At 62.4% G+C, this 16937-nt stretch carries 17 protein-coding genes; 10 read left to right on the top strand and 7 right to left on the bottom strand.

Translation table 11 applies throughout. The features are described 5' to 3' along the window. Positions 1–55 precede the first annotated feature (55 nt). The 3 genes from QMG46_RS04160 to QMG46_RS04150 form a co-directional block, all read right to left on the bottom strand. Complete coding sequence (locus QMG46_RS04160) at positions 56–991, bottom strand: patatin-like phospholipase family protein (RefSeq protein WP_281851217.1); 936 nt, start codon at positions 989–991, stop codon at positions 56–58. A gap of 100 nt (positions 992–1091) precedes the next feature. Continuing rightward, positions 1092–1787 (bottom strand): 2OG-Fe(II) oxygenase, encoded by a 696-nt coding sequence (locus QMG46_RS04155; RefSeq protein WP_281851216.1) that lies wholly within the window; start codon positions 1785–1787, stop codon positions 1092–1094. Beyond that, on the bottom strand, positions 1787–2803 hold the full coding sequence (locus QMG46_RS04150; RefSeq protein ID WP_281851215.1) for a class 1 fructose-bisphosphatase: 1017 nt from the start codon (positions 2801–2803) through the stop codon (positions 1787–1789). The genes QMG46_RS04155 and QMG46_RS04150 overlap by 1 nt, the downstream gene beginning before the upstream one ends. Before the next feature lie 301 nt (positions 2804–3104). Here QMG46_RS04150 and QMG46_RS04145 point away from each other — a divergent pair, with 301 nt between their 5' ends. The 5 genes from QMG46_RS04145 (at position 3105) to QMG46_RS04125 (ending at position 6961) form a co-directional block, all read left to right on the top strand. Continuing rightward, positions 3105–3713 carry a DJ-1/PfpI family protein gene (locus QMG46_RS04145; RefSeq protein WP_281851214.1) on the top strand — a complete coding sequence of 203 codons (609 nt, stop codon included), beginning with the start codon at positions 3105–3107 and terminating at the stop codon, positions 3711–3713. 11 nt (positions 3714–3724) lie between these two features. Beyond that, complete coding sequence (locus tag QMG46_RS04140) at positions 3725–3910, top strand: hypothetical protein (RefSeq protein ID WP_281851213.1); 186 nt, start codon at positions 3725–3727, stop codon at positions 3908–3910. After that, positions 3907–4311, top strand: a complete 405-nt coding sequence (locus tag QMG46_RS04135) for a GFA family protein (protein ID WP_281851212.1) — start codon at positions 3907–3909, stop codon at positions 4309–4311. The genes QMG46_RS04140 and QMG46_RS04135 overlap by 4 nt, the downstream gene beginning before the upstream one ends. A gap of 76 nt (positions 4312–4387) precedes the next feature. After that, entirely contained in the window at positions 4388–5092 is a 705-nt protein-coding gene (locus QMG46_RS04130) for a helix-turn-helix transcriptional regulator (protein WP_281851211.1), read from the top strand. Between the two features lie 129 nt (positions 5093–5221). Beyond that, complete coding sequence (locus QMG46_RS04125; protein ID WP_281852802.1) at positions 5222–6961, top strand: DUF885 domain-containing protein; 1740 nt, start codon at positions 5222–5224, stop codon at positions 6959–6961. Between the two features lie 29 nt (positions 6962–6990). Here the strand turns inward: QMG46_RS04125 and QMG46_RS04120 are convergent, their stop codons facing one another. The 3 genes from QMG46_RS04120 to QMG46_RS04110 all read right to left on the bottom strand — a co-directional run bounded on the left by QMG46_RS04120 (position 6991) and on the right by QMG46_RS04110 (position 12682). Further along, positions 6991–10623: an autotransporter outer membrane beta-barrel domain-containing protein gene (locus QMG46_RS04120; protein WP_281851210.1), complete on the bottom strand. Its 3633-nt coding sequence runs from the start codon at positions 10621–10623 to the stop codon at positions 6991–6993. Positions 10624–11027: 404 nt separating this feature from the next. After that, positions 11028–11573: a cytochrome b gene (locus QMG46_RS04115; protein ID WP_281851209.1), complete on the bottom strand. Its 546-nt coding sequence runs from the start codon at positions 11571–11573 to the stop codon at positions 11028–11030. Further along, positions 11573–12682, bottom strand: coding sequence for a catalase family peroxidase (locus QMG46_RS04110; RefSeq protein ID WP_281851208.1), 1110 nt, complete (start codon positions 12680–12682; stop codon positions 11573–11575). Before QMG46_RS04110 ends, QMG46_RS04115 begins: the two co-directional genes overlap by 1 nt. Positions 12683–12802: 120 nt before the next feature. On the opposite strand from QMG46_RS04110, the gene QMG46_RS04105 reads away from it, so the two are divergent. The 4 genes from QMG46_RS04105 to QMG46_RS04090 all read left to right on the top strand — a co-directional run bounded on the left by QMG46_RS04105 (position 12803) and on the right by QMG46_RS04090 (position 15364). Then, complete coding sequence (locus QMG46_RS04105) at positions 12803–13312, top strand: RNA polymerase sigma factor (protein WP_281851207.1); 510 nt, start codon at positions 12803–12805, stop codon at positions 13310–13312. After that, positions 13309–14061, top strand: coding sequence for an anti-sigma factor family protein (locus QMG46_RS04100; RefSeq protein ID WP_281851206.1), 753 nt, complete (start codon positions 13309–13311; stop codon positions 14059–14061). The genes QMG46_RS04105 and QMG46_RS04100 overlap by 4 nt, the downstream gene beginning before the upstream one ends. Before the next feature lie 73 nt (positions 14062–14134). Next, the gene (locus tag QMG46_RS04095) at positions 14135–14548 is read left to right on the top strand and encodes an MbcA/ParS/Xre antitoxin family protein (protein WP_281852801.1); all 414 of its coding nucleotides are present in this window, start codon (positions 14135–14137) and stop codon (positions 14546–14548) included. 132 nt (positions 14549–14680) lie between these two features. Beyond that, entirely contained in the window at positions 14681–15364 is a 684-nt protein-coding gene (locus QMG46_RS04090; protein WP_281851205.1) for an RES family NAD+ phosphorylase, read from the top strand. 18 nt (positions 15365–15382) lie between these two features. On the opposite strand, the gene phhA is transcribed toward QMG46_RS04090, so the two are convergent. Next, positions 15383–16273 carry a phenylalanine 4-monooxygenase gene (phhA, locus tag QMG46_RS04085; RefSeq protein ID WP_281851204.1) on the bottom strand — a complete coding sequence of 297 codons (891 nt, stop codon included), beginning with the start codon at positions 16271–16273 and terminating at the stop codon, positions 15383–15385. Between the two features lie 135 nt (positions 16274–16408). Between phhA and QMG46_RS04080 the strand changes: the two genes are divergently transcribed. Next, the gene (locus QMG46_RS04080) at positions 16409–16885 is read left to right on the top strand and encodes an Lrp/AsnC family transcriptional regulator (protein WP_281851203.1); all 477 of its coding nucleotides are present in this window, start codon (positions 16409–16411) and stop codon (positions 16883–16885) included. Positions 16886–16937: the final 52 nt, after the last annotated feature.

Raw genomic sequence — 16937 nt, 5'->3', positions numbered from 1 at the left:
CGATCCAAGTCCAGGAAGTTACGATCTGCAATGCCCGCTGAAAAATCCTTGAAACTCAAGGCTTGGCGGTTGCAGGCATCGCTGCATGCTGCAGTGCCTCACGCTCGGCGATCTTGGCGCGGATGGCCGGGATCGCCGCCAGGGTGGCACGCTCGCCTTCCAGGATCGCCCTGTCTTTCTGCTCGAAAGCGGTCGCACCGATGCCGCCGACCTTGGGCCGGATCACTACATCGGCGCGCGCCAGCTCCTGCGCACCGAGCTTCTCGCCCATGATGTTGATCGACTGCCCGATGGTGCCGAGCATGCCGTCGGGTTTGTTGTCCGCCGCCTTGGTCGAGATATCCACCGCGATCACGATGTCGGCGCCAAGCTGGCGTGCCGCATCTACCGGTACCGGGCTGGAAACACCGCCGTCGACATAGCGTTTGCCGTTGATCACGGCCGGCTCGAACACGCCCGGGATGCTGCTGGACGCACGCACCGCCTGGCCGGTATTGCCGCGCACGAAGACCACGCGCTGACCGGTGTCCAGTTCCGTCGATACCGCGGCGAAGGGCAGTTTCAGTTTGTCCATCGGACGGTTGTCGACCAGTTGGTTGACGTAGTCCTGCAGCTTCTGACCCTGCACCAGGCCACCGGAGAACAGACGCACGTCGCGAACCTTCGATTCGTCCAGCGAAAACGCCTGCTCCTGTAGCTGGAATGCATCCATGCCGCTGGCGTACAACGCACCGACCACACTACCGGCGCTGGTGCCCGATACCACGTCCGGATGAATGCCGCTGGCTTCGAGCATCTTGATCACGCCGATATGCGCAAAGCCTTTTGCGGCACCGCCGCCCAGCGCCAGGCCGATACGCAGCTTTACCGGCGTTACCACCGCTGCGGTGGTTGGCGGCGGTGGCTTCTTATGGCCGAGCACGCCGCAGCCGCCGATCAGCGCGACGGCGAGCAAAGGCATCAAACGACGTGCGCAAGCGGCAGGACTCATGGATCACTCATGGAAAAAGGGGAAGCGCGCGGCATTGTAATGGCCGGTCCGCTCCGCATAGATGGCAAAACCCGGGCGTATTCGCGCCCGTTGCCGGCCGTTAAGAGCTGTAGAGCTGCTCGGCGCGCTTGAACAGGATCCAGCTGGTGGCGATGTATTTGTCGCCCCCGCGTGGCCGGTTACCGCGATGCGTGTGGGTAAATGCGGCCGGCGCGATCAGCAGGCTGCCGCGACGCGGCGCCACCTTGCGATCCTGGTGCAGGAACTCGGTTTCGCCTTCGGTGAACGCGTCGTTGAGGTAAATCGTCCACAACAGGTGCCGATGCAACGTCTGCGCGTCGGCATGGCGCGGGAACAACTCGCAATGCCAGTACGGATAGCCGCCCTGGTCGGCACGGTAACGCTGCAGGTTGATATCGCCCGGCATGAAGACCTGCCGTGCCAACGCACCCAGCTCGGCATCGCTCATGCTGGCGATGTCATCGGCCTGCAGGCGGCGCAGCTGGCCGTCCGAACCCGGTACCTGCAGCATCAGGGGAGCAATCAAGGTATAGGGATAGCGGCGCAGGTACGCGGTGAGTCCCGCCAACATGGCGAGGTTCAACGTGACTTCGTTATCGCGCCAGCCCGGTTTGCCGCTGATCGTGATATCGCTGGAACGCTTGAGCTGCGGATAGACACCACCACCGACCTGTCCGTCCACCGCCTGCCCGCTGGCTTCGAACGCGTCGATCAGTGCCGCGCATTGCGCGGCACTGAGGGCGTCTTCATAGACCTCGATAAAATCGGCGGTCATTACGCCTTGGCGCCGTCGGCCTGCTGGTGATAGTGCGTGGCCACCTCGACTTCCTGCTTCGAGCCGAGGAATACCGGCACGCGCTGGTGCAGGCCATGCGGCTGGAGCTCCATGATCCGTTCGCGACCGGTGGTCGCCGCACCGCCGGCCTGCTCGACGATAAACGCCATCGGGTTGGCCTCGTACATCAGGCGCAGCTTGCCGCCCTTGGACATGATCTTGGCGTCCAGCGGATAGAAGAACACGCCGCCGCGGGTCACGATACGGTGCACGTCGGCCACCATCGAGGCCACCCAGCGCATATTGAAATCCTTGCCGCGTGGACCGTCCTTGCCGGCCAGCAGCTCGCCGATATAGCGCTGCATCGGCGCTTCCCAGTGGCGCTGGTTGGACATGTTGATGGCGAATTCGGCCGTCTCGTTCGGGATACGGATATCGCGGCGGCTGAGGATGAAGCTGCCGACTTCGCGATCCAGCGTGAACTCGTGCGTGCCGTGCCCGAAGGTCAGCACCAGCAAGGTCGCTGGGCCATAGACCACATAACCCGCCGCCAGCTGGGTCGTCCCCGGCTGCAGGAAGTGCTCCATCTTCGGCTCGGTCACGCCATCCGGGCAGCGCAGCACGGAGAAAATCGTTCCGACGGAGATGTTGACGTCGATGTTCGACGAACCGTCCAGCGGATCGAACAGCAACAGGTGATTGCCCTTCGGGTACATGTCCGGGATTTGCTGCGGATCCTCCATTTCCTCCGAAGCGCATGCGGCCAGGTGGCCACCCCAGGCATTGGCCTCGAGCAAGATCTCGTTGGAGATCACATCCAGCTTCTTCTGCGCCTCGCCCTGCACGTTGTCGCTGCCGGCATTGCCCAGTACACCGCCCAATGCGCCTTTGTTCGTCGCTACCGCAATGCGCTTGCAGGCACGCGCCACCACCTCGATCAGCAACGACAGCTCGTTATTGATGTGACCGGCGCGGCGTTCCTCGATCAGGAACTGGATGAGGGAAATGGACTTCATGGTCGGCCCGATGGAAGAAGGATGCGTATTGTCGCTGGTGGGGCTGAATGCTGCCAGTTGATGCGAGAGCGCAGGAGCGCCCCCTCACCCCAGCCCTTCCCCCGGCAAAGCCAGGGGAGAGGGAGCAAAAGCGCGCGCGATTGAAGACCTGCCTCAGTCAGCCCCCTCTCTCCTGGCTCCGCCGGGGGAGAGGGTTGGGGTGAGGGGGCCGGGTGCTCGCCGGAACATTCCACATTCCCTACTGACAACACGTTGGCAGTAGCCCCCCTCCATGATCTCAACATCAGCGGAGGGAGAGGTCATGCGAGACACGGTTTATTTCTTGGCTTTTGAAGGATTTGCGGACTGGCAGGCCGCGCTGGCGCTGTGCGAGATCCGTCGCCCCGGCGATTGGCAGTTGCGCACCGTCGGTTTCTCGATGCAGCCGGTGGTGTCGATGGGCGGGCTGCGCATGTTGCCCGAGCTGACCCTGGAACAACTCGATGCCGATGACGCGGCCTTGCTGATCCTGCCTGGTGGCCATCTGTGGGAGCGGCGCCAGAGCGAGAACGCACTCGCGGCCATTGCCCGGATGCATGAGCAGGGCGTGACCCTGGCGGCTATCGACAACGCCGTGTTGGCACTGGCGCGCGTGGGCTTGCTCGAAGGGCGTCGCCACACCGCCAGTTGGCCGGGCCAGATCGCCATGCACGTGCCGCAGTATCGCGGCCACGGCGATTACGACGATCGCGCACTGGCCGTGGCCGACGGCGGCGTGATCACCGCCAGTCATCTGGGTAGCGTGGAATTCGGACGCGAAGTGATCCGGGCACTGGATCTGTACAGCCCGATGGATCGCGAGCATTGGTATCGCATGTTCAAGCTTGCCGTACCGCCGCCGTGGTTGGGCAGCGGGCAGGCGGCCGCCTGAAGGAGGGCGTCATGAGCAAGACATGGCAACGCGCGTTGATGACGGCCTACCGGCCGATGCAGCTGCGCGGAATGATGGTCGAAGGCCAATACCGGCTGCCGACCACCACATCCGAAACACGACTACCGCAGCGGCGCATGCTGCTGCTCGCACTTACCGCCGGATGGTTTCGGCATCGCTCCAAGGGAAATCCATGATCAAGACTTATCAAGGCAGCTGCCATTGCGGCGCGGTCCGTTTCGAAACCGATCTCGACCTGGCCGCAGGCACCGGCAAATGCAACTGCTCGTACTGCGGCAAGACCAGGCAATGGGGCACCATCGTCAAGCCCGATGCGTTTCGCATGCTGACTGGCGAAGAAGCATTGAGCAATTACCAGTTCAATACGCAGAGCATGCATCACCTGTTCTGCAAGCACTGCGGCGTACATGCGTTCGGCCGCGGGCATCTGGAGGTTCTCGGCGGCGATTTCATCTCGATCCACGTCGCCTCGCTGGACAATGCGTCGGATGCCGAATTGGCAGCCTCGCCCGTGCACTATTCGGACGGCCGCAACGACAACTGGCAGAACCCGCCGGCCGAGACGAGGCACCTGTAGCCATGACGAGGCGGCCGACCCGTACCCATGACCTGTGTCGCAAGCCCTGCGACCGCGGATCGGTCATGATGCGTGCATGCGACGCGCCGACCGCCTCTTTCTTATCATTCACGCCTTACGCGGGCGCCGCACCGCCTTGCCGGCGCGGCAGCTCGCCGAGACGCTCGACGTCTCGCTGCGTACGGTCTACCGCGACGTGGCCGACCTGCAGCTATCGGGCGTGCCGATCGAAGGCGAGGCCGGCGTCGGCTACGTGCTGCGCAAGGGCTCGGACATCCCCCCGCTGATGTTTACCGCCGACGAGCTCGAATCGCTGGTGGTCGGTACGCGCTTTGTTCGCGCATTCGCCGGCGAACGGCTGGCCGAAGGGGCCAAGGCCGCGCTGCTGAAAATCGAGGCCGTGCTGCCGCCAGAGTTGCGCGAGCGCGCCGCGCATACGCGTATCTACGCGCCGGTCTGGCGTAGCAAGCAGGCGTCGGATTTCGCCGGACTGATCGACCGCCTGCATCAGGCCATCGCCACTTCGCAGGTCCTGCAATTGGAGTATCGCGACGAAGGCGGTCGCAGCAGTTCGCGCGAGATCGAGCCGCTCTGCCTGTCGTTCTGGGGCGGCGCGTGGACCTTGGGCGCATGGTGCCGGCTACGCAGCGATTTCCGTAATTTCCGCCCCGACCGCATCGCCGAATGCCGCCATCTGGACGAACGCTTCGTCGAACAGGACGGGCGCAACCTTGCTGCGTATCTGCGTTCGGTGCAGAACGAATACACAGCGATGGAGTGAGAGGATTGTTCCGGGAATAATGCGATGATTGATCGTATTGTCGTGATCGCACCGTGGTGATCGCATCGTCCCTGGGGAATCCGTATCGTGAAGAATCTGCACCGTAGCGCGCTTTGGCTCACCCTCACCCTGGCGCTCGCCGCACCTGCCTTTGCCGATGCCACGCATGACACCGATGCACGCTTTCGTCAGATCTATACGCAGGAATGGGCATGGCGCAACGGCCAGGCCGGCGTACAGACCTCGGGCGAGACGCAGGTCAACAACGGTCGGCTCGATCGCGTCGATGCCGCCAGCCAGGTGCAGCGACAGAACGAGTGGCAGCAGGTGCTCAAGCAGCTGGACGGCATCGATGTAAAGCAGCTGTCGCCGGAAGAGCAGATCAACTACGCGGTGTATCGCGCACAGATCCAGAACCTGCTCGCTGCCCAGCAGTTCAAGCAGTGGCAGATGCCGTTCAACAGCGACTCGGCGTTCTGGAGCGACGTCGGTTACGAGCTCGACAGCGACAACCTGCATAACCTCAAGGATTACCGCAGCTATCTCGATCGGCTCGGCCAGGTGCCTGCGTACTTCTCGCAGGAGATCGACAATATGCGCGACGGGCTGGCGCGAGGTTTCAGCGTGCCGCGCGAAGTGCTCAACGGTCGCGACGTGTCGATCGCCGCGGTGGCTGAACTGAAGGATCCGACCCAGAGCAGCTTCTACAAGCCCTTCCTCAAGCTGCCGGACAACATCGAGCCCGTCGATGCCGAACAACTGCGCAAGCAGGCGCGGGCGCTGATCGCCGACAAGATCATTCCAGCCTACGCGCAGTTGCTCGGCTTCTTCCGCAACGAGTACGTGCCCAAGGCGCGCACCACGCTGGCGGCTGAAAAGGTGCCGGACGGCGAGGCCTGGTATCGCCAGCAGATCATCGAATACACCACGCTGGACGTCACGCCTGGCGCGGTGCACGAAGTGGGCTTGAACCTGGTCGCCAAGCTGCATGACGAGATGGTCAAGACCATGCAGGAGACGGGCTTCAAGGGCAGCTTTGCCGACTTCCTGCATTTCCTTCGAACCGATCCGCAGTTCTACGCCAAGACGCCCGATGAGCTGCTGATGCGCACCGCCTGGGTGGCCAAGCAGGTCGATGCGCAACTGGGCCACTACTTCGGTCGCCTGCCGCGCCAGCGTTTCGCGATCGTACCGGTTCCCGACGATATCGCGCCCTACTACACCTCCGGCCGCGGCGGCGCGAGCACGTACCTGGTCAACACTTACGACCTGCCCTCGCGCCCGCTCTACAACATGCCTGCACTGACCTTGCACGAGTCCATGCCAGGCCATTCGCTGCAACTCGCGCTGGCCCAGGAGCAGCACGACCAACCCGACTTCCGTCGCAATGGCTATATCTCCGCCTACGGCGAAGGCTGGGGTTTGTACTCGGAGTATCTCGGCAACGAGATGGGCATCTACAAGACGCCTTACGAACGCTTCGGCTATCTCACTTACCAGATGTGGCGCGCATGCCGCCTGGTGGTGGATACCGGTATCCATCACCTTGGCTGGACGCGCCAGCAAGCGATCGACTACATGACGCAGAACACCGCCTTGTCCGATCGCGAGATCGCCAACGAGGTCGATCGCTACATCAGTTGGCCCGGACAGGCGTTGAGTTACGAGCTGGGTTACTTGAAATTGCTGGAGTTGCGCAAGAAAGCCGAACAGGATCTTGGGCCGAAGTTCGACATTCGGCATTTCCACGACACGGTGCTGGCGCTGGGGTCGGTGCCGTTGCCTGTGCTGGAGAAGCGCATCGACCGGTTTATCGCCGAGGGTGGACCGGCGCCGGATATTGGCTGCGATTGCGCAAAGAAGAAGTAGTCAAGGCGAGGAATGATGCGTCGCCATCACTACCAGGTCCAACGCAGCCCCGCATTCGCATACAGACTGTCCCGCTTTGTATTCGTCGTGCGCCCCACCGCCATCTGGCCGCCGCCTGATGCATAAGCGGTCAGACGCGCCGTCAAACGCGCGGTGACACCTGCCGACAATTCGACACGACTCGCCTGAACAACCGCCGGCACCGAGCCCAGATCGTCGTAGCCGGTGGTCGCCCGCGCGCCCCAGTCGCGCCACCAGTTCACCGCGACATAGGGCTGCCAGCGTTGTCCGCTGGCGGTGGTCCATGACCACTTGCCACGCAGCCCGACGCGACCCGTATTGCCATAGGCGCTGCCCAGCGCGACCTCGCCCAGGCCATCGTCGCCAGAACCGAAACGGCTCTTTTGCCAGATCACCTGAATCTGCGGTTCGAGCACGAAACCTGGACCGAGCGCGGCCCACGGAAACGGATAGCCCGCCTCCAGTGAGCCGAGCAAACCGGTACCCCCGGTATCGAGGCTGGTATTGGATGTATTGGCACGACCGCGATAACTCGTCGCCTGCACCACGCCGTCCACATACCAGTCGCCTGGACCGTAATGGGTGAAATAGGCGCCGAACGAGGTCGCGTAGAGCCTCAATGTGCCGGTCTGTTGCATCTCGTAGCCGGTGGCTTCGTCATTGGTCACCAGTCCACGCACATCCGCGCCGGCACTACCGTAGGCCAGGTAAGCTCCCATCCGATCGGCATGGCCCGATATCCATTCGCCCTGCCACAGGTCGGCACCGACCTGGATGCCATACATGTCGCCATCGGCCCGAGGCGCAGCAAAAGACCGGTAGCTGTGGTTGAAACTGTTGGCAAATACGCGCGCCCACACGGACGGTCCGTGATCGCTATCGGCATGTTCCGATGCCATCAGCGCGCTGTCTCCGATGCGTTGGTCCAATGTCCCCAGTTCGAATTGCGCCAGATCGCGCGCCACCGGCATCACGGAACTGTAGGTGGCGATCTGTGGGCCGATGATCGGATACACGCCGGGAGGCAACACGGGTTCGACCGGCGGATCGATGGGCAGCACCTCCTCCGGAGGGCCCGGCGGCTCGGGTGGAACGACGAACTCGTTGCGTAGATACCAGCTGTCCACATTGCTGCCATCGGCACCACCACGGAACAAGCGATAGTCGAGTGCGCCGCTACGCAGCTCGCCGGCGAGCCTGAACGCGTCGGTCGTTGTTGTCGCACCATTGATCGCCGATACCACCAGAACACCGTTACCGGTGGTCTCACCTATCGTCGCAGCCGTGTTGTGCGCAATTACCGTCGTCGACCCAGTCACCGCACCGCCGTCAATGATCAATCGGTCCGAGGGCGAATCGTCGCCTCCCATATATGTGTTCAGTTCAAGCACACCACCCTGGCCGACGTAGTTGCCGCGTATCGTCAACGAGCCATACTGAGTGTCGCCAATGACGGGATTGCCAGGCCACACACGGCCCTGGTTCTGAACATCGCCGCCGATCACGCCAAACCCCGACAGGGTCGCGCCCGGCGCCACCGTTACCGTGTTCGACTGAATCGAACCGTCGATTGCAAGGGTCCCCGCCAATATCCTGGTCGGCCCGGCATACGTCTGATCGCCGCTGAAACGCAGTGTTCCCGGCCCGAGTTGGTCGACGCCGCCGGTACCACTGATGATGTTCGAATAGGTCAGGTCATCGGAGCGGTTGAACGCCAGCGTGCCGTTGTCCGTGATATTGCCGATAACGATGCCGGTCGTGCCGCCGTGGCCCAGTTGCAGCACGCCTGCGTTAATCGCGGTGCCACCCGTATAGGTATTGTCGCCGGCGAGAATCGTGGTGCCCGTGCCTGTCTGCGCCAGCGAGCCACTACCGGAGATCGTACTGGAAAGGGTCAGCGAATCGGCGCGATCGATACTCAGCGAACCGTTATCGAGGATCGTGCCGATCACGCTGCCGGTACTGCCGCCGTTACCCAACTGCAGCCCGCCGGAGCCTTGCTTAATCGTGGTTCCGCCGGTGAACGTGTTGTCGCCCGTCAACACGGTGACACCCGAACCTGCGACAGACAAGCTACCGCTGCCTGAAATGGTTCCATCGAAAGTAACGGCATCGGAGCGATTGAACTGCAGCGAAGCATTGTCTACGACATTACCGACAATGCTTCCGGATGTTCCGCCATCGCCCAACTGCAATTGACCGGCGTTGATGGTGGTGCCACCCGCGTAGGTATTGCCGGCCGTCAGCGTCAATGCACCTTGCCCGTTCTTGATCAGCTGCCCGGGGCCGGTCAGCACACTGGCAAGCGTGACGTCATTGCGCTGAGTATCCAATGTCGCGCCGCCCGCTCCCAAAGGATTCAATCGCGAGGAAACATCGACCGTGCTGCCCGCTGCCCATTGCAACCCACCCCCATCGAGCGTGATGTTGCCCGCACCGAGGTTGTCGAGCGTCGCGAAATTGATCAAGCCACCGGTAACCGTCGTACCGCCTGCGTACGTGCTGGCGCCGGTCAGGGCTAGCGTGCCGGCGCCAGTCTTGGTAAATCCTCCGGCGCCGCTCAATACCGAGCTCACCGTGGCGGTCGCGTCACCGCCCTCGACATCAAAGATCTGATTGCCGCTGCCGACCAACGTGATGGTGGGTATCGACACCGTCATATCGGAACCCTCTGCATAGTTACCGAGAGTTCCGCCGTTCCAGTTGAAGTTGCGCGTTCCGCCACCGGCACCCGGTTGGATCGTCTGCGCCAGCAGCGCGCCGCCATTTAGATTCAGCGTCGCCGTCGCCGTGCCGGCCGCGCGTGCGTCGCTGCCGAGTGTGAGGGTCTGTGTGGTGACGGCCGCATTGTTGATAGTCAGGGTGCCCGACGCCGAGCCGGTTCCGGCTGTGCCATCGCGCAATCCGAGCACGATCGAGGTTGCGTCCAGCGTGCCCTTGTCCAGCGTCAAGGCGCCAACACCTGAAAATGAGCCGCTTCTCGATTCGCCGATCGTCAGGTTGGTCACTTTCGCATCCAGCGTCCCTCCACTGAGATCGACGGTGCCTGAAGTGTTCGCGTTGCCGGTACCGTTGATACCGATATTCCAGTTGGCGACAGGGCTGGCTCCATCGACACCGCGCAATGCCAATGTCGCATCCCCGGTGCTGCTCTGAAACGATAGCGTGCCACCGGTTCTGGATGCCGTACCCACATTGATTGTGTCGGCGTTGATGCTGTTGCTTTTGCCGAGGCGTACGGTACCGAGATTCTGGAACGCACCGCCTGCGCCGTTTGCTACACTGCCTACGCTGAATGATGACGTTGTAATGGCATTACTGCCCTGCGCAAGAAAGAGCGTTCCACTGCCGGCTCCGGTATTGCTGCGCCCGCTCACGATGAACGTTTGCGTGGGGTTGTTGAAAACAAAGTTCGTCAACCCGGTCATATCGAGCTGCATACGCGAGGTTGCCGATGTACCGCCCAAGATGAAACCCGTTGTCGCGCCCGTGTACGTCAACGTGTAGCCGGGCCCGGAAATCACGCCATTGACGTTGTTGCCGACCGTGACGGCCGAGACCGTCTGGTTACCCGTCAGCACATACCTTGGGCTGCCACTCGTCAGGTTGATCGTCTGGGCATCGACTGTCCGGCCGGCCATGCCCATTCCGGCCGCAAGCAATCCGAGACATATCGGTCGTAGTCGCTGCGACGCGAGAGCAAGGAATTTTCGGTCGAGCGCATCGGCAGCAATAAGGCCGCCCATCCCTGGGCGTTCATGCAGGCAGCAACGAAACCCTTTTTTGACTTGCATGACCTCGCCCTCTATTTGAAAAGAAGCACTCGGTACTGCAATCCCGTCCGTGTCGCGCAGCCATCAATCGTCGGAGCGGGTGTTGAATCGGTTGCTTAATACGATAGGGAAACTCGAAACATTCGCTCCGAAAAGACGCCTATGCAAAAGAGCTTGGTGGTTACATAAAGCAATCCGCCGCGCCATGCAATATAACGCTCATTGATATGGGCGTTTATTTAATAGCAATTGTAGATAATGTCGAGAAGTCCTCAAAATCTCCCCCGCTTCCACGAGCCCATAGCGGAAAATACGCCATCCCGGCGTATCAGCCCATGCAACAAAGCCGCTCCCAGATGAGCAAGCACCACCCCGAACAACGACAGTGCCAAGGTCACGTGCACGGCATGCAGTAGCGCATACAACGGCGCGCTCTGCGACACGATCGGAGGCAGGTGGATCGAGCCGAACAGGCTGATCGGATAGCCGCCGGCCGACAACATCGCCCACCCGATCAGCGGCAGCGCGAACATCAGCACATAAAGCAGCACATGCGACGCATGCGCGGCGAGCTTCTGAATGGCCGGCAGATCCGCGGGTAGAGGCGGCGCCTTGGTGACCAGTCGAACGATCAGACGGATCGCAGCCAACACGAGAATCAGAATGCCCAACGGCTTGTGCAGCTCATACAGCCAACGCCGCGCATCGGAGGCGGTCGACATCATGCCGACGCCGATAAACAGCATGGCCAGGATCATCAGCGCCATCAGCCAGTGCAGGGCGCGCAGGGCAAGCGAGAAACGGATCGGCGTGTTCATCAGCGCGCTCCTTCCAGAACAGAACGTGCGGCCGCGTCTTTGGACAAGGCGCTCGGCGGTGTGGGCTGTTCACCGGCACGGCGGGTGAACGAACGTGCATAGGCAGCCGAACGTGCGGCAAGCACTGGGTCATCGGACGCGGATATGCCAGCCGGGAGGATCAGCGGATCGAAAGTGACATCGCGGCACGGCCCGTTGTCTTCGAGCGACGCGCGGTCGAGCACCAGCGTGCCCACATCGACCTGTTCGCGATCGGCAGGCCATGGCTTGGTCGCGTCGTTGGTCGGATCGCCCGGTTGGGCAAGCGTCACGATGAGTTCCCAGCGCAGCGGTTGTTGGCTCAGGCGTTGAATCGCATCGTCGAACAGAAAGTTGGGCTGCATCTTGTTGAGGTCGGCCAGCTTGGCCTTGTCGATCTCGACAAACGGCGCCTCGGGCTTGAGCGACCAGCGCACGGCGCGTGTCTGCCCTTCGCTATTGGTGAAACGAAACGCGTTGATCGAGTAATACGTACTGGCCGCGAAACTCGCCGCGAACGGCGCGTCGTGCAGCCACTTCACGAAAGCACGCGTTTCCGGATGGGCCGCCATATAGGCCTGCACGCGTGCCGGGTCGGGCTTGCCGGTGGCCTTGTCCGGTGCGGTGGCCAGCTGAAAATCGACAAACGACTGCGGTGTAGCGATCGGGAAAATCGGCGTGTCGTCCATCGCGGTGCGCCAGATCTCGCCATTGGCCTGTTGAAAGCTCAATGCGATGGCGTGGAAGCCCGGCACGCCATCGGGTGAGTTCGGGTCGCCAACGCCGAGCGAGAAGCGTCCAAAGACGGGCGTGCGTCCCTGAGCGAATACCCCGGCCCTGGACAGGGCCGTGCCGTTGCCGTTGGCATCGAAATGTCCGGCGAAGCACAGGCCTTTTTCGTGCGCGCGGCGCACGCCAGGGTGGACCCCATGGGTTTCCAGGGCATCCACTATCCGGCCCCCCGATATGCGTGACGGGCTGAGCCAGCCGGCGGCCCAGACAAACAAGCCGGCGATGACAGCGAGGATGACCCCGATCAATGCGCCCTTGGCCAAGGTTTCGGGGCGGCGGGGAGGTGTGGGTTCGGACATGGCTTGGGCTCCTAGAGTGGCTAGTACCGACCAGGGCGAGACGCCGCAGACGCGGCTTTATTCCCGATGGAATAAATTCCAGGTTGCGGCGTCACATCACGGTACTCCGGAACCGGCCCCATGAACCCTATCAACGACGACGATCTGCGCGAGCTGTTGCCGGCCCTGCGGCGTTTCGCGCTATGGCTGGCCCGCGATGCCGCGACGGCCGACGATCTGGTACAGACCTGCATGGAAAAAGCACTGTCGCGCTGGGCTTCGCGCCGCGACGGTGATCTGAAGGCCTGGCTGTTCTCGATCCTGTATCGCCAGTTCATCGACGACAAACGGCGCGCCAAGCGTTGGGGTCGGTTGTTCGATGCTTTTCGGCGGGATGACCTGGCGCAGGAGCCTTCGGCCGAAGACACCTACGCGGCGCGCAGCGCGCTGGGCAGTTTCGATCAATTGAGCGACGACCAGCGCGCGGTGTTGCTGATGGTCACCGTGGAAGGCTTGAGCTACGAAGAAACCGCTGCCGCGCTGAATCTCCCGCTCGGTACCGTCATGTCGCGCCTGTCACGGGCACGCAAGGCTTATCGCGAGTTGACCGGCAACGGCAGCTCAACCACCGCGTTGCGGAGGGTGAAATGAATCCGTTTGTTCCTACCGAAGACGAGCTCCACGCTTATGTGGATGGCCAGCTGGACGCCACCCGGCGCAGCGATATCGAGGCATGGCTGGCCGAGCATCCCGATCAGGCCGCCGGGGTCGCGCAATGGCGCCGCCAGGCCGAGATGCTTCGCACCGCGCTGCCGGCTTATCTGCTGCCAGCCAATCCAGCGCTCGATCCTGTCGCAGTGCGCCGCACCGTGCGCCGCCGGCGGCAGCGGCGGCTTGCGCTATGCGCGTCGCTGCTGATCACCCTGGGCGCCGGCGGCATGGGCGGTTGGCAGGCCCGCAATGTCAGTCTGGCGGCGGCCCATCCGCCGATGCAGGACGCGCTGGAGGCTTATCGGACCTTTGCTACCGACCGGCTACGTCCCGTGGAAATGGATGGCAGCCATGCCAATGCCCTGGAAAGCTGGCTCTCGGGGCGGATCGGGCGACCGATGTCCCTGCCGGATCTGGGCTCCTACGGCTTCAAGTTGCTTGGCGGACGCCTGCTATCCACCAGCGACGGTCCAGCGGCCCTGGTGATGTACGAGGACGAGCAGGGGCAACGCATCAGTCTTTATGTACGGCCCAGCACTCGCTTTCCGGGCGACCTCAGCGGCTCGCGGCAGGACAACGGCCTGCTGGCCAAATACTGGTTCCGCAACGGCTACGGCTTTGCCGTGGTGGGCCGGGCGGATGACCCACGGACCTCGGTGGTACAGGCGGCCATCCCCTCGGCGACGTGACGGGCGCGTTATGGCAACAACTTCACCAGTGTGGTAAAGTTGCTACCAACTTCACACAGGAAGTTACGTGACCATGCATTCCGCCGTCACCCATACGCCGCAAAAGAACGGCCCGGCCGACCAGCCGATCGAGGAACTGGGCGGCGCCGCATTGCGTGCCTTTTTCCGTCTTGCCGATGCCTGGGAGCTGCGCATCGTCGACCAGCGCAAGCTGCTTGGCGGCCCGCCCGAATCCACCTTCTACAAGTGGAAGCGCGAGCAGGACGGCACACCCGGTCGCGACGTCATCGAACGTATCAGTTATCTATTGGGCATCTATAAAAGCCTGCATATTCTGTTCAGCGATCCGGATCAGGCCAACGCCTGGGTCCATCGGTCGAATCAGGCACCATTGTTCGGCGGGCACACAGCGATGGAACGGATGCTTTCTGGCAACGTCGCCGATCTCTATGTCGTGCGTCAGTATCTGGACGCGCAGCGCGGCTGACATTAAAGCTGTACTGGATGAATCTGTGCGGCCTTGAGAGATACGCTACGCTTAAAGCGAGTCGCGTCGCAGTCAGCGATACTCCCGATTGCTATGCTGTGATTTCCGATTCGCCAGGCAGGGAATTGCCGAATGACCCAGCTACCGCCCGTCAAACGCATCCGCTGGATTCACGCCTACCGCATCGTTCCCAGCCGCTTTCCGCCGGTGGGCGTGTTCGATCGCATCGCCGATCCACGCGATCTGGATGCGATCTTCGCGATCGAGGCCATGACCAATCCGCGGCTGCGCCAGGAAGCGGGCGAGCTGAGCCTCGTGCCGCCCGAGCGCCGTATCAGCGGCCCGGGCAGTACGCCGGTGATGGCGGCATTCACGCATTTGAATCCCGATGGCAGCCGTTTTTCCGATGGCAGCTGGGGTGTGTTCTATGCCGGGCATAGCGTCAACACCGCGGTGGAAGAAACCGTCTATCACCGCGAGCGCTTTCTGGCCGCCACCTCGGAACCGCCATGCGACCTGGAGGTGCGCTGCTATCGCACCAGCATCAATGCCCTGCTGCATGACCTGCGCGGCGGCTGGCCAGCGGAGCATGATCCCAACAGCTACGTCGCCAGTGTCGCCTTGGCGCGAAAGCTGCGCTCGCAGGGTTCGGACGGGCTGGTCTTCGACAGCGTGCGCGATCCCGGTGGCGAATGCGTCGCCGTGTTCTATCCGGACCGCGTCGCGCCCTGCGTGCAGAGCGAACATTTCATCTACCGCTGGGACGGCACGCGGGTCAGCCAGGTGCTGTCGATCAGCGAGTGGAAGCGGCGCTGAAGGGCGCACCGCCCATGCTCAGGTATCGGCGGCGGTCGACCAACCTTCACGCGTGCCGCGGTTGAACACACGATCGGCATCGAGCACATCACCTGCCGCATGCGGCGGTTCGTCGAGCAGCTTGGCGTAGATCGGGGTGAAGTCCGGACGCGTCGCGTCGAATAACTGCTCGAAGCTGTCGATGACGAAGTAGGTCTGCTGGAACGTGTCGATGCGATAGCGCGTGCTCATCACGCGCTCCAGCCCGAAGCCGATGCGATTGGGCGCCGCCGAGTCGAGCGAGTAAATCGATTCGCCCTTGGAGCTGACGATGCCGGCACCGTAGATGCGCATGCCGGCGGCGGTGTTGATCAGACCGAATTCCACCGTGTACCAATACAGGCGCGTGAGATTCATCAACGCTTCGGGGCCGATCGCAAAGGCCTTCATGCCTCCCTTGCCGTAGGCCTGCATGTAATCGGCAAAAACCGGGTTGAGCAGCAGTGGCACATGCCCGAACAGATCGTGGAAAAGATCGGGCTCGCTCAGGTAGTCGAGCTGATCGGGCTTACGGATCCACCAGCTGACCGGAAAACGACGATTGGCCAGGTGATCGAAAAACACTTCGTCGGGGAGCAGCCCTTCGACCGCCACCAGCTCCCAGCCGGTGGCCTTGCCCAGCACCTTGTTCAGATCGGCGAACTTCGGGATGCCGCCGTCACCCAGGCCAAAGCGCTCGACGCCGGCTAGGAATTCATCGCAGGCGCGCCCTGGAAGCAGCTCGCGCTGACGCTTGAACAAGGTGTCCCACACCTCATGGTCGGTGCGGCTATAACCGGACCACGGCTGCTCGACCACGCCGGTGGCGTAAACCGGCACATAGCCGCGATCGGTCTGCTGGTGTTCGACGCGACGGGGAGTGGTGTCCATGGCGGCCTCGGTAGTTCTTCAAGCGGAGCAACAGAATACGCCCGGCGAGTCGCACGATGGTTGTTTTATTGCATCTATTCCTTACATAGGAGCAATATTCAACCTATTGATTCGATATTATCGGTGAAATATTGCATGACCGAGCTCGATCGCACGGATTTACGCATGCTGGCGGTATTGCAGGGCGAGGGCCGCATCACCAACGCCGAGCTGGCCGAGCGGGTCAACCTGTCGCCCTCGGCCTGCCTGCGCCGGCTGCAACGACTGGAAGGCGAAGGGGTGCTCACCGGCTATACCGCCCAGGTCGACCCGCAGGCCGTCGGGCTGGGGCTGCAGGCGTTCGTTCGCGTGCAGCTGGCCAAGCATGAAGCCGAGGCGGTCGAACGCTTCGCCGCGCAGGTCAACGCCTGGGACGAAGTCGTCGCCTGCTATGCGCTGACCGGTGACATGGACTATCTCCTGCAAATCTACGTCAGCGACCTGCAGGATTTTTCGCGCTTCCTGTTGGACCGGTTGCTCAATGCGACGGGCGTGGCCGACGTCAATTCGAGCTTTGTGCTGCGTACCGTGAAGCGCTCGCCGGCGTTGCCGTTGAAGCAGCTGGAGCATTAGGCATTCCTCAAAAAGTTGCGTGGCTTTTTGTAGGAATGGCGACCGCAATCGC

This window comes from Dyella sp. GSA-30 (assembly GCF_027924605.1).
In the GTDB taxonomy this organism is placed as follows: Bacteria; Pseudomonadota; Gammaproteobacteria; order Xanthomonadales; family Rhodanobacteraceae; genus GSA-30.
Note: the sequence above shows the minus strand (reverse complement) of the source record. Positions and strands in the feature narration are given on the sequence as shown.

Coding starts and splice junctions, on each gene's coding strand:
- QMG46_RS04135 (WP_281851212.1), top strand. CDS start 3,907: ATGATCAAGACTTATCAAGGCAGCTGCCATTGCGGCGCGGTCCGTTTC.
- QMG46_RS04095 (WP_281852801.1), top strand. CDS start 14,135: ATGCATTCCGCCGTCACCCATACGCCGCAAAAGAACGGCCCGGCCGAC.
- phhA (WP_281851204.1), bottom strand. CDS start 16,273: ATGGACACCACTCCCCGTCGCGTCGAACACCAGCAGACCGATCGCGGC.
- QMG46_RS04105 (WP_281851207.1), top strand. CDS start 12,803: ATGAACCCTATCAACGACGACGATCTGCGCGAGCTGTTGCCGGCCCTG.
- QMG46_RS04090 (WP_281851205.1), top strand. CDS start 14,681: ATGACCCAGCTACCGCCCGTCAAACGCATCCGCTGGATTCACGCCTAC.
- QMG46_RS04145 (WP_281851214.1), top strand. CDS start 3,105: ATGCGAGACACGGTTTATTTCTTGGCTTTTGAAGGATTTGCGGACTGG.
- QMG46_RS04155 (WP_281851216.1), bottom strand. CDS start 1,787: ATGACCGCCGATTTTATCGAGGTCTATGAAGACGCCCTCAGTGCCGCG.
- QMG46_RS04150 (WP_281851215.1), bottom strand. CDS start 2,803: ATGAAGTCCATTTCCCTCATCCAGTTCCTGATCGAGGAACGCCGCGCC.
- QMG46_RS04120 (WP_281851210.1), bottom strand. CDS start 10,623: ATGGCCGGCCGGACAGTCGATGCCCAGACGATCAACCTGACGAGTGGC.
- QMG46_RS04140 (WP_281851213.1), top strand. CDS start 3,725: ATGAGCAAGACATGGCAACGCGCGTTGATGACGGCCTACCGGCCGATG.
- QMG46_RS04115 (WP_281851209.1), bottom strand. CDS start 11,573: ATGAACACGCCGATCCGTTTCTCGCTTGCCCTGCGCGCCCTGCACTGG.
- QMG46_RS04100 (WP_281851206.1), top strand. CDS start 13,309: ATGAATCCGTTTGTTCCTACCGAAGACGAGCTCCACGCTTATGTGGAT.
- QMG46_RS04080 (WP_281851203.1), top strand. CDS start 16,409: ATGACCGAGCTCGATCGCACGGATTTACGCATGCTGGCGGTATTGCAG.
- QMG46_RS04160 (WP_281851217.1), bottom strand. CDS start 991: ATGAGTCCTGCCGCTTGCGCACGTCGTTTGATGCCTTTGCTCGCCGTC.
- QMG46_RS04110 (WP_281851208.1), bottom strand. CDS start 12,682: ATGTCCGAACCCACACCTCCCCGCCGCCCCGAAACCTTGGCCAAGGGC.
- QMG46_RS04130 (WP_281851211.1), top strand. CDS start 4,388: ATGCGACGCGCCGACCGCCTCTTTCTTATCATTCACGCCTTACGCGGG.